This window comes from Paraburkholderia bannensis NBRC 103871, assembly GCF_000685015.1.
Classification (GTDB): Bacteria; Pseudomonadota; Gammaproteobacteria; order Burkholderiales; family Burkholderiaceae; genus Paraburkholderia; species Paraburkholderia bannensis.
The window spans coordinates 82601-104623 of the sequence record NZ_BAYA01000018.1 but is presented as its reverse complement, the minus strand read 5'-3'; the positions used below and the strand labels follow the sequence as shown (position 1 = coordinate 104623).

The 22023-nt window shown below is 63.5% G+C and carries 22 protein-coding genes; 11 read left to right on the top strand and 11 right to left on the bottom strand.

Going from position 1 to position 22023, the window contains the following annotated elements; all coding sequences use genetic code 11:
- Window positions 1–576: a cupin domain-containing protein gene (locus BBA01S_RS25675; protein WP_042297897.1), complete on the top strand. Its 576-nt coding sequence runs from the start codon at window positions 1–3 to the stop codon at window positions 574–576.
- Window positions 577–687: 111 nt separating this feature from the next.
- On the opposite strand, the gene BBA01S_RS42775 is transcribed toward BBA01S_RS25675, so the two are convergent.
- The 3 genes from BBA01S_RS42775 to BBA01S_RS25660 are packed head-to-tail and all read right to left on the bottom strand — an operon-like array spanning window position 688 to window position 3585.
- Entirely contained in the window at window positions 688–1875 is a 1188-nt protein-coding gene (locus BBA01S_RS42775; protein WP_052391890.1) for a transporter substrate-binding and LysM peptidoglycan-binding domain-containing protein, read from the bottom strand.
- Between the two features lie 17 nt (window positions 1876–1892).
- On the bottom strand, window positions 1893–2915 hold the full coding sequence (locus BBA01S_RS25665) for a hypothetical protein (RefSeq protein WP_027818948.1): 1023 nt from the start codon (window positions 2913–2915) through the stop codon (window positions 1893–1895).
- Complete coding sequence (locus BBA01S_RS25660) at window positions 2908–3585, bottom strand: hypothetical protein (RefSeq protein WP_027818947.1); 678 nt, start codon at window positions 3583–3585, stop codon at window positions 2908–2910. The genes BBA01S_RS25665 and BBA01S_RS25660 overlap by 8 nt, the downstream gene beginning before the upstream one ends.
- Window positions 3586–4219: 634 nt before the next feature.
- Here BBA01S_RS25660 and BBA01S_RS25655 point away from each other — a divergent pair.
- Window positions 4220–5317 (top strand): aromatic ring-hydroxylating oxygenase subunit alpha, encoded by a 1098-nt coding sequence (locus tag BBA01S_RS25655; protein ID WP_027818946.1) that lies wholly within the window; start codon window positions 4220–4222, stop codon window positions 5315–5317.
- 6 nt (window positions 5318–5323) lie between these two features.
- On the opposite strand, the gene BBA01S_RS25650 is transcribed toward BBA01S_RS25655, so the two are convergent.
- The 5 genes from BBA01S_RS25650 to BBA01S_RS25630 all read right to left on the bottom strand — a co-directional run bounded on the left by BBA01S_RS25650 (window position 5324) and on the right by BBA01S_RS25630 (window position 8203).
- Entirely contained in the window at window positions 5324–5731 is a 408-nt protein-coding gene (locus BBA01S_RS25650) for a DUF1801 domain-containing protein (protein ID WP_027818945.1), read from the bottom strand.
- A gap of 45 nt (window positions 5732–5776) precedes the next feature.
- Complete coding sequence (locus BBA01S_RS25645) at window positions 5777–6355, bottom strand: membrane protein (protein ID WP_027818944.1); 579 nt, start codon at window positions 6353–6355, stop codon at window positions 5777–5779.
- A 90-nt stretch (window positions 6356–6445) separates the two neighbouring features.
- Window positions 6446–6808 carry a copper resistance CopC family protein gene (locus BBA01S_RS25640; RefSeq protein WP_027818943.1) on the bottom strand — a complete coding sequence of 121 codons (363 nt, stop codon included), beginning with the start codon at window positions 6806–6808 and terminating at the stop codon, window positions 6446–6448.
- Between the two features lie 23 nt (window positions 6809–6831).
- The gene (locus BBA01S_RS25635) at window positions 6832–7713 is read right to left on the bottom strand and encodes a hypothetical protein (RefSeq protein ID WP_027818942.1); all 882 of its coding nucleotides are present in this window, start codon (window positions 7711–7713) and stop codon (window positions 6832–6834) included.
- A gap of 100 nt (window positions 7714–7813) precedes the next feature.
- The gene (locus tag BBA01S_RS25630) at window positions 7814–8203 is read right to left on the bottom strand and encodes a DUF2946 domain-containing protein (RefSeq protein WP_027818941.1); all 390 of its coding nucleotides are present in this window, start codon (window positions 8201–8203) and stop codon (window positions 7814–7816) included.
- A 345-nt stretch (window positions 8204–8548) separates the two neighbouring features.
- Here BBA01S_RS25630 and BBA01S_RS42770 point away from each other — a divergent pair, with 345 nt between their 5' ends.
- Together BBA01S_RS42770 and BBA01S_RS25620 are read left to right on the top strand one after the other, a co-directional pair.
- Complete coding sequence (locus tag BBA01S_RS42770; RefSeq protein ID WP_245641588.1) at window positions 8549–10159, top strand: hypothetical protein; 1611 nt, start codon at window positions 8549–8551, stop codon at window positions 10157–10159.
- A gap of 336 nt (window positions 10160–10495) precedes the next feature.
- The gene (locus BBA01S_RS25620) at window positions 10496–11674 is read left to right on the top strand and encodes a porin (protein ID WP_027818940.1); all 1179 of its coding nucleotides are present in this window, start codon (window positions 10496–10498) and stop codon (window positions 11672–11674) included.
- Between the two features lie 14 nt (window positions 11675–11688).
- Here the strand turns inward: BBA01S_RS25620 and BBA01S_RS25615 are convergent, their stop codons facing one another.
- Window positions 11689–12588 carry a LysR substrate-binding domain-containing protein gene (locus tag BBA01S_RS25615; RefSeq protein ID WP_027818939.1) on the bottom strand — a complete coding sequence of 300 codons (900 nt, stop codon included), beginning with the start codon at window positions 12586–12588 and terminating at the stop codon, window positions 11689–11691.
- A gap of 207 nt (window positions 12589–12795) precedes the next feature.
- Here BBA01S_RS25615 and BBA01S_RS25610 point away from each other — a divergent pair, with 207 nt between their 5' ends.
- From BBA01S_RS25610 to BBA01S_RS25600, 3 genes are read left to right on the top strand one after another with little or no spacing between them, the layout of a single operon-like run.
- Window positions 12796–13959, top strand: a complete 1164-nt coding sequence (locus BBA01S_RS25610) for a branched-chain amino acid ABC transporter substrate-binding protein (RefSeq protein ID WP_027818938.1) — start codon at window positions 12796–12798, stop codon at window positions 13957–13959.
- Window positions 13960–13976: 17 nt separating this feature from the next.
- Entirely contained in the window at window positions 13977–14534 is a 558-nt protein-coding gene (locus tag BBA01S_RS25605) for an L-2-amino-thiazoline-4-carboxylic acid hydrolase (RefSeq protein WP_084162540.1), read from the top strand.
- Window positions 14527–15792, top strand: coding sequence for a Zn-dependent hydrolase (locus BBA01S_RS25600; RefSeq protein WP_042297895.1), 1266 nt, complete (start codon window positions 14527–14529; stop codon window positions 15790–15792). The genes BBA01S_RS25605 and BBA01S_RS25600 overlap by 8 nt, the downstream gene beginning before the upstream one ends.
- On the opposite strand, the gene BBA01S_RS25595 is transcribed toward BBA01S_RS25600, so the two are convergent.
- Window positions 15789–16766: a PDR/VanB family oxidoreductase gene (locus BBA01S_RS25595; RefSeq protein WP_027818935.1), complete on the bottom strand. Its 978-nt coding sequence runs from the start codon at window positions 16764–16766 to the stop codon at window positions 15789–15791. The genes BBA01S_RS25600 and BBA01S_RS25595 overlap by 4 nt on opposite strands.
- Window positions 16766–17800, bottom strand: a complete 1035-nt coding sequence (locus BBA01S_RS42765; protein ID WP_042297894.1) for an aromatic ring-hydroxylating oxygenase subunit alpha — start codon at window positions 17798–17800, stop codon at window positions 16766–16768. The genes BBA01S_RS25595 and BBA01S_RS42765 overlap by 1 nt, the downstream gene beginning before the upstream one ends.
- Before the next feature lie 165 nt (window positions 17801–17965).
- On the opposite strand from BBA01S_RS42765, the gene BBA01S_RS25585 reads away from it, so the two are divergent.
- The 4 genes from BBA01S_RS25585 to BBA01S_RS25570 all read left to right on the top strand — a co-directional run bounded on the left by BBA01S_RS25585 (window position 17966) and on the right by BBA01S_RS25570 (window position 22017).
- Window positions 17966–18463 carry a MarR family winged helix-turn-helix transcriptional regulator gene (locus BBA01S_RS25585; protein WP_245641587.1) on the top strand — a complete coding sequence of 166 codons (498 nt, stop codon included), beginning with the start codon at window positions 17966–17968 and terminating at the stop codon, window positions 18461–18463.
- A 112-nt stretch (window positions 18464–18575) separates the two neighbouring features.
- Window positions 18576–19094 (top strand): MarR family winged helix-turn-helix transcriptional regulator, encoded by a 519-nt coding sequence (locus BBA01S_RS25580; protein ID WP_084162539.1) that lies wholly within the window; start codon window positions 18576–18578, stop codon window positions 19092–19094.
- 390 nt (window positions 19095–19484) lie between these two features.
- A complete protein-coding gene (locus tag BBA01S_RS25575) occupies window positions 19485–20780 on the top strand; it encodes an MFS transporter (RefSeq protein WP_027818932.1) in 1296 nt (431 codons plus the stop codon).
- A gap of 103 nt (window positions 20781–20883) precedes the next feature.
- Complete coding sequence (locus tag BBA01S_RS25570; RefSeq protein WP_245641593.1) at window positions 20884–22017, top strand: porin; 1134 nt, start codon at window positions 20884–20886, stop codon at window positions 22015–22017.
- Window positions 22018–22023 lie beyond the last annotated feature (6 nt).

Sequence of the window (22023 nt, the reverse complement as noted above, 5' to 3'; positions counted from 1 at the left end):
ATGGCTTCTACAAGTGGAAAGCAGGATCCGATGGCATTGGCGCTCGGCGAAAAGATTCGCGCGCTGCGTCAGCGGCTGAACCAGACGCTCGACCAGACGGCAACAGCGGCGGGTATTTCCAAGCCGTTCCTGTCCCAGGTGGAGCGCGGTCTGGCTTCGCCGTCGCTCACGTCGCTGTCGGGTATTGCGCGCGCGCTGGGGGTGACGATGCAGTATTTCGTCGAAACGCCGTCGGAGGAACGATCGGTCAAGCGCGGCGACCAACTGGAGTTTTTCGGCTTCGCGAATTCGTCGAACCTGTTCGCGCGGCTCACGAATACGGCGAGCGGGCGTCAGCTCGAATCGATCCTGGTGCGCCTGCCGGTTGGCCAGAAGCGCTCGGAAGTGACCACGCACGCGGGCGAGGAATTTCTCTACGTGATCGACGGCGAGTTGTCGCTGGAACTGGAGGGCAAGTCGTTTGTGCTTCAGGCGGGAGACTCGGCGCATTATCAGTCGACGGTGCCGCATAGCTGGAGCAACAACGCCAGCAAGGAAGCGGTGGTCGTCTGGGTCGGGACGCCGCGACTGTTTTAAGCCTGGGCCTGAACCTGACCCTGAACCTGGGCCTGAAGCTGGGCCATAAAAAACGGGGCAATGCGCGACGCGCATTGCCCCGTTTGTTTTGCTGCGTGTGATGCGGGTGGATCAACGCACCGGAATCACCAGTTGCTCGCCCACGAGGATCAGGTTCGGATTCGGCAGGTTGTTGCGGCGCTGGATATCGCGGTAACGCGAACCGGCGCCCAGTTGCGCGGCGGCGATGGTATTGAGCGTATCGCCGCGCTTGACTGCGTAGGTATGCTCGCCATTGCCGGCGGCGATCACGTCGGCCTGATCGCTGCGGAAGTATTTGCGCAGCAGATCCAGATAGGCAGGCGTCTGCTTCACACGGCCAATCGCGCTGTTCAGGTACACGAGCAGGTTCTGGTCGTTCGCGCGCACGCCGATCTTGTAGCTGATCGACGATCCATCGAGCTTGGTCTGTGCGAACGTGAGGTCGCTGCCCTTGATCGATTCGACGGCGAACGGGTAGTCGTAGATGAACGCGTCGACCTGGTGCTCGTCGATGGCCTTGGTGATGAACTGATCGTCGGCGTCGTTGACTTCGACGAACTGCGTGTTGGGGAACTGGCGCGTGACAAAGGCCTTCACGTCCGGGTCGCCTTGCAGGATGCCGACGGTCTTGCCCGCGAGATCCGCCGTCGAATGCAGCTTCGAACCCTTCTGCACGATCAGCGCATAGCCGAAGTCGTCCAGATACGGATTCGTATAGATCACGCCCGACGGCGTGTTGTCGGGGAACGTCAGGCCGTCCATGGCGATATCGACGGCAGGCACGCCGTTATCGGACGCCAGCAGCTGACGCGGCACGTCCTTGTAAGCGCTCACCTCGTGATGCGTGTCGATCTTGATGGGGCCGCCCGCGCTGAATTCGGGCTGACCGAACAGCAGCTTCGCGAATTCATAGTTGAAGCCGTGCGGCGTGCCGTTGGTTTCGCCGTAGATCGGCTCGCTCGGGTTCTCCACCGAAATCCGCACGACGTGGTTTTGCAGGATCTGCTGCCGCGTATCGGCATTCGGCGTGAAGCTGGCGGGGATCGGCTGTTGCGTGGGCTGTTGCGTTGTCTGTTGGGTCGCGGCTTGCGTCGTGCTTTGATCCGCCGGCGGCGCGACGGACGTGGATTGCGAATTGTTGCCGACGTCGAGCGCCGCCGGCTGCGTATCGCCATGCTTGCCGATCAGGCCATGTTGCCAGGCATAGTACGCGCCGTAGACGATCGCGACACTTGCGACGAGGCCGAGGAAGCGCTTCGCACCAGTGGTCAACTGCATGAGGAGACTCCTTAGTCTTAGTTTTTGTAGCGGGTATAGTCGATCGGGCCGGGCGAGGGCGGCTGCGTCTTGCCGGATGCGGCGGACGACGCATGCGCGGTGTCGGTCAGGCGCGCGGCAGGCGTGAAGTCGATCTGGCGGCTGTTGAGATCGGCGAGCAGTTGCAGGCCGCGTTCGGTGTCGGCGTCGTCGCGGATCTGCACGGCGTCGATCACCTTCACGCTGTCCTGCACGTAGGCGCGCATTTCGCCCATCTTCGCGGCGGTGTCGTCGTTGATGTAGTCGACCAGCATCTCTCGCAACTCGTTGACCGTGGTCGTGCGGCTGAACGCGCGACGGAAGCCGCGCCATGCTTCGGTCATCGAGTTCACGGCCTCATATTCCTTGACCTTGAGGCGGATCTTGAACTCGGCTTCGTCGTGCATGCGGCGAAAGGCGTTTTCGGCTTCGACGAGATTGTTATAGGTCGCGCTCAATTCGTCGTAGACCTTGCCGGTGCGCTGGATCGCGGCGTCCAGCTGGCCGATGCGGCGCGCGTGCGAATTGATCTCTTCCTGCGGACGATGCTTGCGCGCCATCGCCACGGCTTCGCGCTTGAGCTGCTCCTCTTCTTCCTTGAATTCCTCGATGGTACGGCGCACCGCTTCGACGCGGCCGCCGCCTTTCACGCGTGCTTCGGAGGCCTCATCGATCATCTTGGTGATTTCTTTGGAAAGAATGCGCTCCGTGGCCGCCGGATCGTACTTGATGATCGAATAGGTCAGCCCCTTCATGAGCAGCTGATAGCCAAGCCACAAACGGCTGCGCAGCGTGTTATCGAAGACGAGCACATAAACGAGACCCACGGCGATCGCGCCGAAGAACACTGCGGCCGCCGTGTTCTCCATCAGCCGCGCGATAAACGGCATGACCTTGCCCGCGCCCCACACGAGCCCGCCTAGCGCCGCGACGCCGACCACCATGCCGACGCCGCCTTCCTTCGTGTCCCAGAACGAGCGCACGCGCTTCTTGATTTCGGACTTCACGATGTCGTTAGCCATGTGCCGAGTCTCCAAGATAACCCTGAAGCTTCTTCACGATGCCGTAATATTTCTGCACGAGCGTCGTACGCACCGATTCGAAATCGATCTTCGCCTTGGCGAGTCCGGCTGTCTTGCTGGTGATGGATTTGCTGACTTCGTCTTTCTTTGCGTTCTTTTCCGCGAGCTGGCGCGCGAGTGCGCCAATCTCCTCGTTCAGGCTGGTTTCCTGTTCGCGCAGCGAGGCGATCTCGGCTTCCGAGCGCACGACAAATGCGGCGGCAAAGTTCTGCTGTTCCTTCGCGAGTACATCGGCATGCGAATTGACTGCGCCAAGCAGCGCATCGAGATTGGTTTTCACGCCGAGCAGCGCGGCGCGATAACGCTGCTGCTCATCGGGCACGGCGGCGGCAATCGACTGGCTCATTTCAGCGAACGCGCGATAGGGCGCGTAAGCCGGATTGTCCTGGATGAGTGTGTCGATGCGCTTTTCGAGGTCGGCGACATCGATTCCGCTATTTACGCCCGGCTGTCCCGCCGATGCTGCCTGGTTGCCTTGCGTCGCGCCTTGTGTGTTTTGCGCGCTGGCTGACGAATCGCTTTCGGTCTCTGCTGTAGCTGGCGCGGACGCAGCGGACTCGTCCACGATAACCAGATTCACCACCTTCTTGAGACCTTCTGGAATTTTCATTCAGTCCTCTCTGGGTGTTTGCTGACAACGCAACGACTAATGCGCGCTCATTGTGCGCTGCCCACAACGAAAATCAAGTGGCACTTGAGCGGCGAGGATTAAGCGCTATGCAGGCGGCATTATTCTAAAAATATGCGAGATAGATGACTGTGACAGTCACACTAAAATTCAAGGCGAAGCCGGTTCATCAATTAATCAGCGTGCCTTTATATGTAGTTTGGAATCCGAATCATATTGATCGGAGAATGCCGAAGAAAAACCGCGCATCCCGACCAACGAAGCAGCCGATGAGCGCGACGCGCGCGGCGGCAAAAACTTGCCAATGGTGACGCGTGCGTGGTACGGGTATGTCCCAACCCAGACGGGCGACGAAGCCGCGGAGCAACGCGCTACGATAGCCAACGCGACATTGAAAAAAATACCTGTGCCCCACGACCTTTGTGCGGGCACTTATTTTGCTACCAAGAACAATTTGCGGTGCCCAGAACCGCCAGCGAAGGCCATGGCATTCCAGTACCATGGTAGGAGTCACGCCAGTTTGCCCTGGTTTGCTCCGGGGTCGCCCCGGGCTAAACGGACGAGGCAGGCGTGCTCAACGGCGGCTGGTGCCCGGTTCTGCAAGGAGACATCACGCATGCGCGCAATGCCTTATCTAGACGGCTCCACGAGCGAAGCCCCGGTACGCGATCTTCGCCGCGTGCCCATTCATCCCGATCATTGGTATCCGCTCGCCTGGTCGCGGGAGGTCAAGGCGGGCAAGGCGCTGGGGGTTCACTTCGCGGGCGAGCCCATCGTGCTTTTCCGCACCGAATCCGGCAAGGTGTTCGCGCTGGAAGACCGCTGCGCGCACCGCCAGGTGCCGCTGCACAAAGGGGTCGTGGACGGCGAATCGCTGCGCTGCGGCTATCACGGCTGGACGTACGACTGCTCCGGCCAGTGCGTGGACGTGCCGTACCTTGGCCGCGAGCGTCTGCCCAACGGTGTGCGCCCCTACCCCTGCCAGGAAGCGCACGGCATGATCTTCGTGTTCCCCGGCGACGCCACGCTGGCCCACGAGCGCCCGGTGCCGACGCTTACCTCGGCGGAAGACAAGAAGTACAAGACGCGCCGCTTCGGCCGCCCGGTCAAGTGCCACTACTCGTTCATGCACGAGAACCTGATGGACATGAACCATCAGTTCCTGCACCGCCGCCAGATGGGCCAGATGCGCGCGCGTTCGCTGGGCCGCCGGCGCGGCGAAGGCTGGATCGAGGTGGATTACACCTTCGTGCGCGAGGAAGGCAAGCAGCCTGCGGGCGAGGCGCTGGTGTTTCGCGGCAGCAAGAAGCGCGAAGACCAGAGCGGCGACAGCGTCATGACCATTCGCACGGAATATCCGTTCCAGACGCTCAAGATCCATTCGAGCGACGGCACGCTCGTGATGGATCTGTGGATCAACTATGTGCCGCTCGACGCGCAGCAGCGCACGAACCGCACCTTCGGCATGCTGTCGATCCGCCGTCCGTCCATGTCGTTCCTGCTGGATCTGGGCTGGCCGCTGCTGGTGTGGTTCACCGAGCGCATCTTCGCGGAAGACCGCACCATCGTCGAGCTGGAGCAGGCCGCGCACGACCAGCAGGGCGCCGACTGGAACCACGAGGTCTTCCCGGTCATCAACGAGTTGCGCGAGCTGCTGCGTACCTGCGGCGACCGCACGGTCATTCCGATCCGCGCAGTGACCGATCTGGCGTGAGGTTGTTCAGGCGTCCGCTTTTTTCGCTGCTTTAGCGGGCGCTTTCTTCGCTTTCTTGAGCTGATTGAATTCGATGGCCGCGCGGATCAGCGCCTTGAGCGCCCGCGCGTCGATCTTGTCGCCTTCGAAGAAGTCGATCGCGCGCCGCGCGTTGCCCTCCAGTCCCGCATTGAAGAGGCCGTTGGGGTCGGGCAGGCTCGCGCCGTACTGGAACGTCAGCTTCACCTTGCCCTTGTGCGCGTTGGCCACCGCGATGATGCCGTCGCGCTCCCAGACCGGGCTGCCCATCCACTTCCATTCCTCGACGATGTCCTTGTCTGCCGCGAGTATGGTCTTGCGCAGCGTGGCAAACGTCTCGGCGCGCCAGTCGGGGATGCCCGCGATCAGGGCGTCGATCTGTTCGGATGGCGTCATGATGTCTCCGTGCGTGAGTGTAAAAACTACGCGATGCGGCTCGCGTCAGCGCACATTGCGCGCCGCTGCCCAGATATTCTGCGCACCAATGCTCGCATGCCACGCATCGAACTGCGCGCGCCATTGCTCGAAGGGTTCGGTGAGCGGGTGGCGTGGATCGCCGCTCAGCGAATACGCCATGCCTTCGATGAGCCACCGCGGCCGGGTGGCCACGGCGAGATTGCCGAGCACTTCGGCCTGGCGGTAATGAATCAGCTCGTGCGCGAGATAGAACGGCTTCCAGCCGCGCGGCGCGACGATCACGCCGAAGTCGCCCACGGTTTGCGCCGCCTGGGCGCCGATGCCGAACGCCTGCGCACAGGCCGCCGTCGAGCAGAACACCACGCGCGGCATATCGCGGAACGGGCCGACCGCATTGCGCGCCATCGCATAGCCTTCGCGATAGAGCGTGCGCGCGGCGTCGAAGTTGGCCGCATCGTCGGTGCAGAGCGTGTCCTTGATGCAGAGGATGCCGGGCACCAGCGTCGGCGCGACGACGCGCAGCGGCTTGACGAGCGCAAAGGCAGCAACCGGCACGGCGGCGAGCGCCGCGAAGGTAACGCACAACAGACGCTTGAGAGTCATGGTCAGCAGCGGCGAGTCCGAGGTGCGGGCAAGCTTAGCATCGCTGCCCGCACGCCCGTGCGAGGCTGCTCGCCGTGGTCGTCTGGTGCGTCAGTGCGCCGTGAAGCTGTAATGCCCGGTGGTGCGGTGACCGTCCGCTGCGACTGCAACCCACGTCACCGTGTACTTGCCCGCACTCAGCGTATCGAGCGGCACCGACATACGCTTCTTGTTGCTCGCATCAACGGCGGCCTTGTCGCGGATCACCGACTTGCCCGACGCATCGGCCACCTGAATCGAGCTGAAGGCAGGTTCGAGCGCGTCGTCGAAGTCGATCGTCACGGCGCTTTGCGTGGTGGGCACCGTCGAGCCTGCCGGCGGCTCCTGATGCGTGGGGTAGGCGTGCGCCCAGGCGAGTTGCGCGGCGCCGAGCGCGAGAGCGGCGGCAGCGAAGCGGAAAGCGGCAAATTTCATGTTCGGATTCTCCACAAAAGCGATTACTGGAACAGCGGCTTGCCGATGGAGTTCGGCGCCACGTCGTCGAAGAAAATGTGCGTCTGCACGAGGATGCCCACGTGCGAGCCGCTCGCGCGGTTCACGGGGATCTGCGCCTCGATGCCAAGCTGGCCATAACGGTTGATCCAGATGAAGCCTGGATTGATCGTGCCGGTCGTCTGCCCCTGGCTGCGCGACAGAGGCACTTCCACGATCGGAATGAGGTTCGAGAGCGGCTGCGGCAGGCCAAGATCGTGTACGTGCTGCTGCAGATACGGCAGGCTGTACTGGAACGTGAAGCCGTAGTTGAAGGCGTTGGGCTGGCCTGCGCCGGTAGTGAAAGACGGGCCGAGTTCGCCGGTGATGGCGACCGGGCGCAGCCACGCGAGCGAATCGGGCAGGTCGCCCATGCCCTTGCCCGCATAGAACGTGGGCGAAATCGTCGAGAAGTTGTCGGCGACGGCGCGGCTGCCGGTGCCCCCGAGTTCGGCGTTCACGCCCACGGAGGTCATGAACTCGTGCGCGTCGTTCACGTAGAGCAGGTACTTCAGGCCGACGCCAAAGTTGTCGAAGCCGCGCGCGGTGGGGTTGTTCTGCATGACGTAGCCGCCGTCGACGGACAGTGCGAGGCGAGGCGTGAGCAGCTTGTCGTATTCGAAGTCGAACGAGTTGATGCTCTGGTCGCCGGCATCGCCCGGCACGCGCACGTGGCCGAACTGAAGATCGGCTTCGTCGCCGACGCCGGGGTCGTCGACGGCCATGGTCGCCGGAAATACGCGGTCGCCTGCGATGGCATGGGCGTGGGCGCCCAGCGGCGCGACAGCCAGCGCGCCCAGCAACGCGCAGGCGAGCGCGGCGGCCCTGCGCGGGAAAAGGTCAGACATGATAGTCCTGATGCAATGAAGGTGCGCGCGTCAAGGCGGACGCGCGTGCAGTCGCGCGGCGGTGCGCCAGGGCGCATCGTCGCGAGGGCGGGCAATCAGGTCAAACCAGGGGCGGGGCGCGCGCGAGCGCGAAGGTGAGGGGTTCGACGCGCGCGAGGCGCTCGAACCGCGCGGTGACGCGCTCGTGGACGAGCCGCGTGGCCAGCGCCAGCGTCACGGGAACGCCGGGCACCGCGGGCAGGTGGGCGAGCAGGTTGCAGTAGCCGCAGTCTTGCAGGTCGGCGCTTAAGGTTGGCGCGTGGTCTTTTGCGCCGGTCATGTGGCGCATCGACGGCATGTCGCAATGCGCAGACATCATGAGCGGCTGCGCGGAAAGCGTGCTCTGCACCGCTTGCGACGCGAGCAGGTGCGATATCACCGGGGCGAGCGTCGTCATGAGGATCGCAAGCGTCCCCAATAGACTGACCAGCCTGAGATGAAACCGGCGCATGGCGTCGAGCAAAAAATAGCGGTGAAGAAAAAGGGGATTATGCCACGCGCGACGTGCCTGCACGGTGCGGGGTTTTACGTCATCTCAACGTGTCGTGCCCGACTCGTCCATCCATGTAGATGTCCTGAGCAATCATTGTGATCGCACAACAACGCGCGCCACCGCCTTCATTTTTCCCTGCAACAAATCCTTCATCAACACCCGTTACGTTAGCGATCGATTGACCGCCTGTTCGTCCGAAAAACAAGCTTTAAATTCCTTACGGAGACGTTCCAAATGGCCATCGAGACCCTTCGTTCTGCTTTCCATTCATCGTTGTTTCCACGCCGTCCCGCGCTTGCTGCCTTGACGCTTGCCGTCGCGAGCACGGCGGCAAACGCCGGACTTCCCGAATCGTTCTTCAGCGGCCCGGGCCTGCTGATCGTAAGCCGCAGCGTGTACGACAATCTGTCCAGCAACGTGCAAACCGGCGCCGTGCTGCCGCCGGGCTGCACGAGCACCCAGGCGGGCTGCCCGAGCGGCAACGGCGCGACCAGCGACGGCACCTATCCGTATGTCTGGAACAACGTGCTCTACGATCCGAGCTTCGGCGTCACCGCGCGTATTTTCCTCGACACCATCACGCCGGGCGGCGAAGTCGTCCATACGCTCGAAGTGCCCAACAGCCTGCATCCGGGCCGGGATCCAGACCAGCTCGTGACGAGCTTCAGCTCGAAGTCGGAGCTTGCGCTCAACCTCTCCGCCGATGGCCGCTATCTCACCTTCATGGGTTACGTGGCCCCTGTGAACGCAATCGACGTGTCGAATTCGAACACGCCCGGCGCGAACGATCCCACCAATCCCGACGGCCAGGCGTTCTATCGCGCCGTCGCCCGTCTCGACCGCGAAGGCCACATCAGCTTCACCGAAACCAACGCCTATAGCGGCAACAATGGCCGCAGCGCGATCCTGAACGACGCCAGCGGCGAGGGCTTCTACTACACGGTCGGCAACGCGGGCAACGGTTCGAACCCGCAGCCTGCGAACGTGATCCTCGGTGCGGGCGCGCAGTACATCGCGGCGACGAAGGCGCATGAAGCGCAGCAAGCGCCGGGCATGCCCACGCCGCTCGCGAGCTTCTCGGTCACGGAGCTGGGCGCGAAAGCGGACAAGGTGGGCAAGGACGACAATTTCCGCGGCCTCACGGTGTACAACAACGTCGTGTACTTCACGAAGGGCAGCGGCAGCAACGGCGTCAACACCGTGTATTTCGTCGATACGACGGGCACGGCCTGTCCTTCGGGCGTCGGCGTGCCGGCGGCGAACGCCACGCTGCCCGCCAACCCGCTTGCCTACAACGCCGCCACGGTTCAGTCGAGTGGCTTGCCGAACAACGTGTGCGTACTAGCGGGCTTCCCCGCCACGCCGAACAAGACGGCGACCACGCTGGCTTACCCCTTCGGCATCTGGTTTGCCGATGCGAACACCCTCTATCTCGCCGACGAAGGCGACGGTTACGCGGGCGGCAGCGATCTCTACACGCACGCCGCCGCGCAGACCGGCGCGGGCCTGCAGAAGTGGGTGTACAACGCCGGGACGAAGTCGTGGAAGCTGGCTTATACGCTGCAAAACGGCCTGAACCTGGGCGCGGCGTACACGGTTGCGGGTTATCCGGCCGGCTCCAATAGCGCCACCGGCCTGCCGTGGGCCCCGGCCACCGACGGCCTGCGCAACCTCACCGGCCACGTGGATGCGGACGGCACCGTAACGATCTGGGCGATCACCTCGACGGTGAGCGGCAACGGCGACCAGGGCGCGGATCCCAACCGCCTCGTCGCGATCCGCGATGTGCTGCGCAATACGGCGGCCAGCGGCGCCACGCGCGAACACTTCGTTACGCTGCGCGAAGCGGGCTTTGGCGAAGTGCTCCGCGGCGTGTCGCTTGCGCCGGGCAGCGTCAACGGGAAGTGGTTTTAAGTTTTCAGACGGGCTTTAACGCTTCAACCAGGCCGGGTGCAGTCGCGCCCGGCCTTTCTTCTTCCGCGCGATTAACCCCTGTTTCAGGAAAGGTACTTTCGCGCGCGTCGTCTTGATCCTCCTTGCCGCCAGCGCCCACAATCGCGACCTTGCTCGTGCAGGGGCTGCGCGCGCCTGCCCGTAGCAACCGGAAGCAACCGGAAGCAACCGGAAGCAACCGGAAGCAACCGGAAGCAACCGGAAGCAACCGGACTAACTTCACCAACAAAAATCGGGTGCACGATGCATCGCGTGCGGTCTCGCGCGCGCAACGTACGCCCGCGAGACCAGCACATGATGAACAAGAAAGTCCTCTCCACCTGCGCCGCAGGCCTTTGCAGTCTGAGCGCGGGGGTTGCTCACGCGCAAAGCAGCGTCACGCTCTACGGCTTGATCGATACTTCGATATCCTATGTAAGCAACCAGCGCACCAACGGCCCGGGATCGTCGGGAAGCGGCAATGTGTCGATGAACAGCGGCAACCTGAGCGCCTCGCGCTGGGGGCTGCGCGGCAGCGAAGACCTGGGCGGCGGCGCGTCGGCGATTTTCATGCTGGAAAGCGGCTTTTCTTCGGTCAACGGCAAGACCAGCAACGGCGGCAACCTGTTCGGCCGCCAGGCCTACGTGGGCCTGCGCGCGAATGGCTATGGCACGTTCACGATGGGCCGCCAGTACGATTTCATCCTCACGTTCGTCACGCCGCTGGGGGCGGCCGGGTCGGGCTGGGGCGGCAATCTGGCGATGCATCCCTACGACAACGACGATTCGATCCAGAACATCCGCATCAACAACGCCGTGCGCTATACGAGCGAAACGTATCGCGGCTTCACGGCGGGCGCGATGTACGGTTTCTCGAACACGCCCGGCAGCTTCGGCAACAACGCGGCGTACAGCGCGGGCCTCTCCTATGCGAACGGCCCGCTCAAGGCCGGCGCCGCGTTCCTCAAGATCAATCGCGATGGCCATGTCGCGAATCCGGATGGCGCGGTGAGCACGACCGACGGTTCGGCAACCGTCACGGGCGGCGACCAGCTGATCGTGGCCGTGGGTGCGCGCTACGCGTTCGGCCCGCATTCGGTGGGGGTGAGCTGGACGCATTCGGCCACGGACGACGTCACGGGCATTTACCAGGGCGGCAAGATCGCGTCGCTCAAGGGCAATACGCTGATCTTCGATAATTACTCGATCGACGGCCGCTATGCCGTTACGCCTTCCCTTTACGTGGCGGCGGCTTACACGTACACGCAGGCGCGTTTCGATGCAGGCGCGGGTTCCGCGCGACCCAAATGGAACCAGGTGGTGGCGCAGGTCAACAAGCAGGTGACGCCGCGCACCGATCTTTACCTGGAAGGCGTCTATCAAAGCGTGAGCGGCGGCCGCAATATCGCTGCGTTCGATGCATCGGTCTACACGCTCACGCCGTCGTCGAACAGCAACCAGGTGGCGGTGGCGCTCGGCATGCGCCATCGCTTCTGATTTAGCCCGCTGCTTTACGGCCCTTTCGCCGATTCAAGTAGCCATTGCGCGAGCCGCTGCGCGCCGTCCGGCATTTCCGCGTCGGCGCGCCAGCAGAGGTAATAGTGACGCCCGTCGTCCAGCTCGTGATCGGACAGCTTGCGCAGCGCGCCCGATGCGAGTTCGCGCGAGATCAGCGGCGCGCGCAACAGCGCTGCGCCCAGGTCGGACAGCGCGGCGCTCAAGGTCAACTGGCCGTCTTCGAACAGCGGGCCTTCGGTGCGCGTGACGTGGCGCACGCCCGCACTTTGCAGCCAGTTTGCCCACGTGCTGCGGTCTTCGTCATGCACGAGCGGCACGCCCGCGAGATCGGCGGGCTTGCGCAGCGGCCCATAACGGCGCTCGAAGCGCGGCGTGCACACCGGCACCACCGCGCCCGAGAGCAGCGGCGTGCTCGTATAGCCAACCCAGTCCCCCGCGCCGAAACGGATCGACAGATCGGCGGCATCGCTGCGGTAGTTGCGGTGGTTCGCGTAGAGGACGGTCACGTCCACATCGTCATTAGTCGCGAGGAAATCGTGCAGCCGCGGAATGAACCAGCCAATGCCGAATAGCGGAATCAGGCTGACCGTGATCTGCCTGCGCGCCGAACGCTCGCGCACGAAACCCGTCGCGCTGCGCAGCACCGAAAACGCCGCGCTGATCGAGCGATAGTAGTCGCGCCCTTCGTCGGTGAGCACCAGCGAGCGGCCGCTGCGCACGGTCAGCGGCGTCTGCACGAACGATTCGAGCAACTGCAGCTGATGGCTCACCGCCGAGGGCGTGATGTCCAGCTCGCGCGCGGCCGCCGCGACCGAGCCGTGCCGCGCGAAAGCCTCGAACGCGCGCACGGCGCGCAGCGGCGGATCGTCGGCGATTTGCTGAATTTTATTCATGTGTCGAATTATATCGAACGTCGCTGGCGCGGGTGGTCATGCAAATTGTGGCGATAAATCAGTGATTTATCGACTATTGTGGCCTGCGGGAATAATGATCGAACTAAAGATAATTTAGGCGGTTTGGCATCAAACCGTAATCTTTTTCATTATTCAAGGCGGCGCTGCAAGCGCCTGCCCGTTCCCACATCGCACGCCTACCGACACATGAAAAAGAAAACCCTGCTGTTGCCGATCGCCGCGCTGGTCGCGACGCTTTTCGCGGGCGCCGTTCAGGCCCAGGACGAACAGGTCGTTCTGATTGGACTCGCCGCGCCGCTCACGGGCGGTTCCGCGCGGATCGGCAAGGACCTGGAAAACGGCGCGCAACTGGCCATCGACGACGCCAACGCGAAGCATCCGACCATCGGCGGCAAGCCTGTCGTCTACAAGCTCGCGAGCGCCGACGATCAATCGGATCCGCGCACGGCCGTGACGGTTGCACAGCAACTCGTCGATCGCCATGTGATCGGCGTGGTGGGGCACTGGAACACCGGTTGCAGCGTGCCGGCCGCGCGCGTCTATCACGATGCGGGCATTGCGCAGATCGCGCCGGCCTCGACGGGACATCAATACACGCTGCAAGGCTTCGACACGTCGTTCCGCATCATGGGCCACGACGACGACAGCGGCGCTTACACGGGCGCGTATGCCGTGAAGACGCTCAAGGCGAAGCGCATCGCCGTGATCGACGACCAGACCGCGTTTGGCGCGGGGCTTGCGAACCAGTTCATCAAGGGCGTGCAGGCAAACGGCGGCACGGTGATCGATCATCAGTACGTGACGGACAAGACCATCGACTTCAGCGGCGTGCTCACCGAAATCAAGGGCAAGCGCCCCGACCTGATTTTCCTGGGCGGCATCGACGTCGAGGCCGCACCGCTCGCGCGCCGCATGCGCCAGCTGCATATCCAGGCGCCGCTGCTGGGCGCGGGTGGCTTCGTGAGCCAGACCTTTCTCAAGCTCGCCGGGCCCGCTGGCGAAGGCGTGACGGCGCTTGAACCGGGCCGTCCGCTCGAACGTATGCCGGGCGGCCCTGCGTTCGACGCGCAGTATCGCGCGCGCTGGCACGCACCGATCGAGCTGCACGCGCCGTTCGCCTACGATGCCGCGGCCACGATCATCGCGGCCACGCAACAGGCCAACTCGACCGACCCGAAGAAGATCGTCGCGACGCTGCACACGATCCGTCGCGATGGCGTGACGGGCACCATCGCGTTCGATGCGCAAGGCAACCTCAAGGATCCGGCGTACACGATCTATCAGGTGCGCGACGGCAAGTGGGCCGTGGTGGACGTGCTGGGCGGCGGCGCGAAAGTCGCGGCAAAGTAAGGAGCGAGGAGTCGAACATGACACAGCAACATGACCAGCATGGCGAACAATCCGAAGGCGTGAATGGTGTGAACGGTGTGACGCTTGGCATTCTGGAGCGCCGCCGGATCGAAGCCGGGATCATCAAGCCGATCTACGAGATCCTCAAGCGCGACTTTGGCGCCGAACGTGCGCAAGCCGTGATTGCGGAAGCGGTGCGCGGCGCGGCAGTCGATGCAGGCCGCGAGTTCGCGGCGCGCGAGCCCAATGGCACGAGCATCGCCTCGTTCGTGGCGCTCCAGGTGCTCTGGGAAAAGGACGATGCGCTCGACGTCGAGACGTTGCGCGCCGACGCCGATGCCTACGACTACAACGTGCATCGTTGCAGTTATGCCGAGATGTATCACGCGATGGGGCTGGGCGAAATCGGTCATCTGTTGAGCTGCGCGCGCGATAGCGAATTCATCGCGGGCTACGATCCGCGCGTCGAACTCACGCGCACCAGCACGATCATGCAGGGCGGCAAGCGTTGCGATTTCCGTTATCGCATGCGTGACGCGGGCGCGGCTACAAGCGCGGAGAACACGAATGGCTGAGCAAGACCTCGCCGCTATCGCGGCGCTGCGCGTGAACGGTGCGCGCCTGTGGGACTCGCTCGAACGCATGGCGCAGATCGGCGCGACGGCGAAGGGCGGCGTATGCCGCCTCGCGCTCACCGAACTCGACCGCGAAGGGCGCGACCTGTTCGTGCAGTGGGCGCGCGACGCGGGCTGCACGATCCGCGTCGATCGGATGGGCAACATCTTCGCGCGTCGCGCCGGGCGCAACCCGGACGCCGCGCCCGTCCTGACCGGCTCGCACGCCGACACGCAGCCCACGGGCGGCCGCTATGACGGCATTTATGGCGTGCTGGGCGGCCTCGAAGTCGTGCGTGCGCTCAACGATGCGGGCATCGAAACCGATCATCCGATCGAAGTCGTGATCTGGACGAACGAGGAAGGCTCGCGCTTCGCCCCGGCGATGATCGCGTCGGGCGTCTATGCGGGCGTCTATCCGCTCGACTATGGGCTCTCGCGCACCGATGCGTCGGGCACCACGATCGGCGAGGCGCTGGCGCATATCGGCTATGCGGGCGAGGAGCCCGTGGGCGGCACGCCCGTCCATGCCGCGTATGAACTGCATATCGAGCAGGGCGCGATCCTGGAGCGTAGCGGCAAGACCATTGGCGTCGTCACGGCGGGCCAGGGGCAGCGCTGGTACGAAATCGAGCTCGAAGGCGTGGATGCGCACGCGGGCACGACGCCGATGGAGCTACGCCGTGACGCGCTGGTGGGCGCGGCCCGCATGATTACGTTTGTGGAAGCGCTGGGGCGCCGCTATGCGCCGTATGGGCGGGCGACGGTCGGCATGATCGACGCGAAGCCGAACTCGCGCAATACCGTGCCGGGGCGCTGCTTCTTCACGGTGGAGTTTCGTCATCCGGACTCCGAAGTACTGGCGCAGATGGACGCACAGCTTCGCGACGAACTGGCGCGCGTCGCCGAAGCCGCGCAGCTTGGCCACAAGATCGAGCAGATCTTCAACTACGCGCCGGTGCCGTTCGCGCCCGCGTGCATCGAGGCGGTGCGGCGTGCTGCCGATGCACTGGGCTTGCCGAACGCCGATATCGTCTCCGGTGCGGGGCACGACGCCTGCTACCTCGCGCGCGTCGCACCTACGGGCATGATCTTTATTCCCTGCATCGATGGCCTGAGCCACAACGAAGGCGAGGCGATCACGCCCGAATGGTGCGAGGCGGGCGCGAACGTGCTGCTGCATGCGATGCTGGCGAGCAGCCAGTCGGGCCAGCGCTAAAGATCGAGCACGAGCAAGGTCGTGTGCGAGCGCGAGCAGCAGGGCAGAAACTGGTCGCCTGCTGCTTTTTCCTCGTCGGTCAAGTACGCGTCGCGATGGTCGGGTTGGCCCTCGATCACGCGCGTGATGCAGGTGCCGCACACGCCTTGCTCGCACGAGGTCAGCACGTCCACGCCGTTGGCCGCAAGCGCTTCGATTACGGTGCAGCCTGCGGGCACCTCGATGGTTGCGCCGCTGCTCGCGATGCGTACCTGGAACGCGGCGTCGCTGGCGGACTGCTCCACCGCTGCACCGAAAAACTCATAGTGAAGCCGCGCTTCGTCCCATTGCTGGTCGCGTGCCTGCGCGAGCACGGCGTCCATGAAGCCACGCGGCCCGCAGACATAAAGATGGCTGCCCGCAGGCGCATTCGCGAGCGTAGCCGCGATATCGAAGCGCTGCGCCGGTGCTTCGTCGTCGAAATGAAACGAGGCTCGCGCGCTAAACGGCGCAGCGGCAATCCGCGAAGTGAAAGCCGTACGTTCGCGTGAACGCGTGCAATAGTGGAGATCGAACGTTTCGTCGGCGTGAAACAGGTGTTCCGCCATGCACAGAATGGGCGTAATGCCGATGCCGCCCGCGATCAGCACATGATGCGACGCGCCGTGCGCAAGGGGAAAGTGATTGCGCGGTGCGCCGATCGTCAGCGTCGAGCCCTCTTCGACCGCATCGTGTATTGCACGCGAGCCGCCGCGGCCGTTCTCGTCGCGCAGCACCGCGATCTGATAGCGTTGCGTGCTGCCGAAGTCGTTGCACAGCGAGTATTGTCGAACCAGCCCGCCAGGCAGGTGCACGTCGATGTGCGCGCCCGCGCTGAAGGGCGGCAATGCGCCGCCGTCTGCATTGACGAATTCGAATCCATAGATATCCTGAGCTTCATTCCACTTGCGGGAAACGATCACGTCCAGGGTAGCGTTGAGGTTGGCGTCGGACATCATGCCTCCACGCTTTCTGCAGCGAGCAGCCGGTCGATCACCTTGCGCGACAGCACGCCGCCCGCATCGATATTCAGCTTGAGCAGCTTGCGATCCGGCCACGCTTCCAGGTTGCGTTGCTGACGCTCCAGCATTTCCAGGTCTTCGGAGAAAATCTTGCCCTGGCCTTCGCGAATCTGCTCCGTGAGCGCGGCGTCGTCAGGCTGGAAATTGCGCGCCATGCCCCAGAAATACCAGATCGACGACTCGGTTTCCGGCGTGATGAAATCCACCACGATCGACGATGCCTTGTATTCGTCGGGAGCGTGATAGCCGCCGTGTCCCGCATGCGCCACGCCCACTTCGATCATCACGTGGCTGGGCGGCGAGAAACGGCAGATCTGCCAGCGGTCGACGGGCACGTCGTCGGCGAGGCCGTTGCCGCGCAGCGCCATGCGCCAGAACGGCGGCGCCATGATGTTCTCCATGAAGCGGCTCGTCACGACCTCGTTGCCTTCGCTGGTGGTTTTCGGCGGCGCTTCGTCGATTTCCTTCTGGCCGATGCTGCTCGCGTGCACGTAAGTTTCGTGCGTGAGATCCATCAGGTTGTCGATCATGAGACGGTAGTCGCAACGGATGTGATACAGACCGCCGCCATAGGCCCATGAGGGATCTTCAGCCCACGGCAAGGGATGCAGCGCGGCCGGATCGGCTGCTGCGGCGTCGCCCGGCCAGACCCAGATGAAGCCGTAGCGTTCGATCACGGGGAAGCTGCGCACTGCCGGAAAGCCGTTCACGCGCTGGCCCGGCATGCCAGTGGCCTTGCCGTGGCAGCCCATTTCCAGGCCGTGATAGCCGCATACCAGCGTGCCATCGCGTACGAAGCCCAGCGAGAGCGGCGCGCCGCGATGCGGGCAGAAGTCTTCGAGCGCCGCGACCTTGCCTTCGGCGGCGCGGTAAAACACTATCGCTTCGCCACAGATCGTGCGGCCGAGCGGCTTCTGCGCAATCTCGTCGGGCGTGCACGCCACATACCATGCGTTCTTGAGAAACACCTTGCGTCTCCTTGGGGATGGATTTGTCTTCGCGCGGGGAATGGCGAATCGAAGGTCGCGCGACGACCGATTCATCATTCCGTATACTGAATGACGTTCAGTGTACTTACCGATTCCATCATGAACAAGCGCTGCGGTATGCTGGTTTTCCCGTAACGCATTCGCATGGACGTTCCTTTTATGGCGACGATTGAGGCAAACCGCCCGCGCGCGATCGACCTGTACGACGACGCGGGCCACCTGATCCGCCGCGCGCATCAGATTGCGGTGGCGCTGTTCCTGGAGAAGATGGGGCGCGACGTGACACCCGTGCAGTACGCCGTGCTGCGCATGCTGCACGAGTCGCCCGGGCTCGATCAGGTGACCCTGGCGCAGCGCGTGGCGCTCGATACGTCGACGACGGCGGAGCTGGCCGCGCGTCTCGAAGCCAAAGGCTGGATCGTGCGCGAGATGCTGGCGCGCCGTCAGCGGCGGCTTTCGCTGACGCCCGAAGGCGAAGCGTTGTTGATGAGGCTCGCGCCGTCGATCGAGTCGATGCAGGAGGGTTTGTTCGAAGGCATGGAGGACGCCGAGTCGAGCGAGCTGATTCGCCTGCTGCGCAAATTCGTCGACTTGAACAACGAGCAGAGCCGAGCGCCGCTGCGTCGGGCGCAGGCAGGCTAAAGCGTCATAGTCGATGCGTTAAAATCCCTGGCTCAAGAAGCGGGCGTAGAAGCGGGCGTAGAGGCATTCGCCCAGCGGCCCCATGCAGCACCGTTCGACCAGAGGACATTCCATGAGCAGTACGGCAACGCGGCCGGCGACACGGACGCGCAAGAAGAAAAAAGACGAGCTGTCCACCGATCTCTACGAACAACCGGGCCACCTGATCCGCCGCGCGCATCAGATTGCGGTGTCGATGTTCCATACCGTGCTCGGCACCGATATCACGCCGGTGCAATATGGCGCGCTGCGCATTCTCCAGGATCATCCGGACATCGATCAGGTGACGCTTGCGCGTTATTGCGCGCTCGACAATTCGACCACGGCGACGCTCGCCGTCCGCCTCGAAGAGAAAGGGTGGATCGAGCGCATCACGCCGCCCGAGGACAAGCGCGTGCGCCTGCTGCGTCTGAGCGAAACGGGCGCGGCGCTGCTGGAGAGCCTCGTGCCTTCGGTGCACGAGCTGCGGCGGCGCATGATGCAGACGCTGTCCGCCGACGAGCAGGAGACCTTTCTCGCGCTGCTCGCGAAGTTCGTCCACATCAACAACGAAAAGAGCCGCGCGCCGTTGCGCCGGGGCGATCCCGACTGAACCGCGCGCCACTGGCCGAAAAACGGTGACTAGCGATGGCACCGTTTTTTGTGCTGCACATCTGCAACTAACTGCCAATTCCGGCGCGATACTTCCAACGCCGTTTCACGGCGCATTTACCCGCTAGCGCGCATTCCATCGGATCAGATCGACGCCGGTAATCTTTTAAGATGTCTGACGTCATACTTAACTTCGATCACTCCCTGTTTTCGTTTTTGTTCGTTTACGGGTCTTTCTCCTATTGACTGAGTTCGAAAGCGAACATAGCATCAGTCCCACGTTGAAAGCGCCAAGCGATGCTTCACGCATTCACGCTAAAGCCGTCGATACTTCTCGCAAAGAAAGTCATACGACAACGTAACAGATCAAAACAAGATGGAGACAGGCGGTATGGAGGCAGTCTCGAAAGGCATCAAAGGATTGCGCTGGTGGATCATCGCGCTGGTCTGCATCGGCACGATCATGAATTACCTCACGCGCAACTCGCTCGGCGTGCTCGCACCGCAGCTCAAGGGCGAGCTCAACATGTCCACGCAGCAGTATTCGTACGTGGTGGGCGCGTTCCAGGTGGGCTACACGATCATGCAGCCGGTGTGCGGCATCATCGTCGACCTGATCGGGCTGCGGCTCGGCTTCGCGCTGTTCGCGATGCTCTGGTCGGCCACCGGCGTGCTGCACGGCTTCGCCACGGGCTGGACTTCGCTCGGCATGATGCGCGGGCTGCTGGGCGTGTTCGAGGCGGCCGCGATTCCGTCGGGCATGAAGGCCGTCGCCGAATGGTTTCCGGACAAGCAGAAGTCGGTGGCGGTGGGGTACTTCAATGCGGGCACGTCGCTGGGCGCGTTGCTCGCGCCGCCGCTGGTGGTGTTCCTCTCGCTGCGCTACGGCTGGCAGTCTGCGTTCGTCGCGACCGGCGCGCTGGGGTTCGTCTGGGCGGCCGTCTGGTACGTGCTTTATCGGTCGCCTGCGCAGCATCCCCGCATTTCCCCGCAGGAACTGAACCTGATCGAAAGCGGCCAGGCGCGCGTCGCGCCGGTGGGCCGTCGCCCGGTGCTCGACATTCTCGGCTCGCGCCGTTTCTGGGCCATCGCGCTGCCGCGCTTTTTCGCGGAGCCGGCCTGGCAAACCTTCAGCTTCTGGATTCCGCTCTATCTCGCCACCGAACGTCACATGGATCTCAAGCAGATCGCGCTGTTCGCGTGGCTGCCGTTCCTCGCGGCGGATCTGGGCGGCATTCTCGGCGGCTATCTTTCGCCTTTCCTCATGCGTTATTTTCGCGTGCCGCTGCTGTGGTCTCGTGTGGCGGGTGTCGTGCTGGGCGCGTTCATGATGATCGGGCCTGCGTGCATTGGCCTCGTGGCGTCGCCGTATATGGCGATTGCGCTGTTCTGCCTCGGCGGCTTCGCGCACCAGATGCTGTCCACGCTCGTCAACACGCTTTCCGCCGATGTCTTCGATCCCGACGAAGTCGCCACGGCCAGCGGCTTCGGCGGCATGGCGGCATGGATCGGCGGCCTGAGTTTTTCGCTGGTGGTGGGCGCACTGGCCGACAAGGTGGGCTTCGGGCCGCTGTTTGCGTGCCTGGGCGCATTCGACCTGATCGGCGCCGCGTTGCTGATCCTGCTGATACGCGGGCAGACGCGTGAGGCACGCAGTGCGTTGCCGGCTTCGCGGCCGGCGGCTTGAGAAGAATCGGACTCCATACGATCCAGGCGAACATAAAATGAATAATTCATACTTCTCGTATCGCAGCAAGGCGCTCCAGACACTGATCGTTGCGGGCGCATCGATGAGCGCGCTGATGGGCACAAGCGGCGCACAGGCCCAATCGAGCGTCACGCTCTATGGCGTGCTCGACGATTCGATTGCCTACGTCAACAACCAGAAGGGCCATTCGAACGTCTATCTGCGGCAAGGCAATCTGTATGCGTCGAAGTTCGGCTTCAAGGGCGCGGAAGACCTGGGTGGCGGCACGAGCGCGATTTTCGATTTGCAGGCGGGCTTCGATCCGAATAACGGCACGGCGTCGTCGTCGGGGCTGCTGTTCAATCGCCAGGCGTACGTGGGCCTGCAAAACAAGACCTGGGGCGCGCTCACGATGGGCCGCCAGTACACGCCGTATTTCCTGCTGGTCGGCCCGCTCGCGTCCAGCACCTATCTGACCGGCGCGACCGGCGCGCATCCCGGCGATATCGACAGTCTTGATACGACGGTACGCATCAATAACTCGGTCACGTGGACGTCGCCCAACTGGCAGGGTTTCAGCGCGAGCGCGCTGTACGGCTTGAGCGGCATTCCGGGCAGCGTAGGCGCGGGGCAGACGTGGAGCGGCGCGCTGCGCTACTCGAATGGCAGCATCAATCTTGCGGCAGGTTTCCTGCGCATGAACAACACGGGCCGCACGGCGAATTTCGATCCCGGCGCGAGCGGGTCGTTCGCGACATCGGCGCTCAATGCGGGTTATCTCTCGGCGCGCGCCGTGCAGAATGCCGCGATTGCAGGCACGTGGGTCTCAGGCGATCTCACGCTCGGGCTGACCTATACCAACGTCGAATATCTGTCCGGAGGCTATTCGGCCTTCCGCGATACCGCGGTGTTCAACACCTACGCGGCACACGCCGTATATCGATTTACACCCGCGTTCGACGTAGCGGCGGGCTACGCGTGGACGCTCGCGTCGAAGGCCAACGGCGTGTCCAGCGCCGCGCGCTATCAGCAGGTCTCGCTCAAACAGGCTTATCACCTGTCCAAACGCACGACGCTTTACGCCTTGCAGGCGTGGCAGCACGCGAGCGGGCAGACGCTTAACTCGAACGGCGCTGTCGTCGATGCGGTGCCGGACGTCGGCGATTCGCAGAATTCGACGCCTTCGTCCACGCGTTCGCAATTCGTCGGGATGCTCGGCATCGCGACGGTGTTTTAACTATCA

Coding starts and splice junctions, on each gene's coding strand:
- BBA01S_RS25675 (WP_042297897.1), top strand. CDS start 1: ATGGCTTCTACAAGTGGAAAGCAGGATCCGATGGCATTGGCGCTCGGC.
- BBA01S_RS42775 (WP_052391890.1), bottom strand. CDS start 1,875: ATGCAGTTGACCACTGGTGCGAAGCGCTTCCTCGGCCTCGTCGCAAGT.
- BBA01S_RS25665 (WP_027818948.1), bottom strand. CDS start 2,915: ATGGCTAACGACATCGTGAAGTCCGAAATCAAGAAGCGCGTGCGCTCG.
- BBA01S_RS25660 (WP_027818947.1), bottom strand. CDS start 3,585: ATGAAAATTCCAGAAGGTCTCAAGAAGGTGGTGAATCTGGTTATCGTG.
- BBA01S_RS25655 (WP_027818946.1), top strand. CDS start 4,220: ATGCGCGCAATGCCTTATCTAGACGGCTCCACGAGCGAAGCCCCGGTA.
- BBA01S_RS25650 (WP_027818945.1), bottom strand. CDS start 5,731: ATGACGCCATCCGAACAGATCGACGCCCTGATCGCGGGCATCCCCGAC.
- BBA01S_RS25645 (WP_027818944.1), bottom strand. CDS start 6,355: ATGACTCTCAAGCGTCTGTTGTGCGTTACCTTCGCGGCGCTCGCCGCC.
- BBA01S_RS25640 (WP_027818943.1), bottom strand. CDS start 6,808: ATGAAATTTGCCGCTTTCCGCTTCGCTGCCGCCGCTCTCGCGCTCGGC.
- BBA01S_RS25635 (WP_027818942.1), bottom strand. CDS start 7,713: ATGTCTGACCTTTTCCCGCGCAGGGCCGCCGCGCTCGCCTGCGCGTTG.
- BBA01S_RS25630 (WP_027818941.1), bottom strand. CDS start 8,203: ATGCGCCGGTTTCATCTCAGGCTGGTCAGTCTATTGGGGACGCTTGCG.
- BBA01S_RS25620 (WP_027818940.1), top strand. CDS start 10,496: ATGAACAAGAAAGTCCTCTCCACCTGCGCCGCAGGCCTTTGCAGTCTG.
- BBA01S_RS25615 (WP_027818939.1), bottom strand. CDS start 12,588: ATGAATAAAATTCAGCAAATCGCCGACGATCCGCCGCTGCGCGCCGTG.
- BBA01S_RS25610 (WP_027818938.1), top strand. CDS start 12,796: ATGAAAAAGAAAACCCTGCTGTTGCCGATCGCCGCGCTGGTCGCGACG.
- BBA01S_RS25605 (WP_084162540.1), top strand. CDS start 13,977: ATGACACAGCAACATGACCAGCATGGCGAACAATCCGAAGGCGTGAAT.
- BBA01S_RS25600 (WP_042297895.1), top strand. CDS start 14,527: ATGGCTGAGCAAGACCTCGCCGCTATCGCGGCGCTGCGCGTGAACGGT.
- BBA01S_RS25595 (WP_027818935.1), bottom strand. CDS start 16,766: ATGTCCGACGCCAACCTCAACGCTACCCTGGACGTGATCGTTTCCCGC.
- BBA01S_RS25585 (WP_245641587.1), top strand. CDS start 17,966: ATGGACGTTCCTTTTATGGCGACGATTGAGGCAAACCGCCCGCGCGCG.
- BBA01S_RS25580 (WP_084162539.1), top strand. CDS start 18,576: ATGAGCAGTACGGCAACGCGGCCGGCGACACGGACGCGCAAGAAGAAA.
- BBA01S_RS25575 (WP_027818932.1), top strand. CDS start 19,485: ATGGAGGCAGTCTCGAAAGGCATCAAAGGATTGCGCTGGTGGATCATC.
- BBA01S_RS25570 (WP_245641593.1), top strand. CDS start 20,884: ATGAGCGCGCTGATGGGCACAAGCGGCGCACAGGCCCAATCGAGCGTC.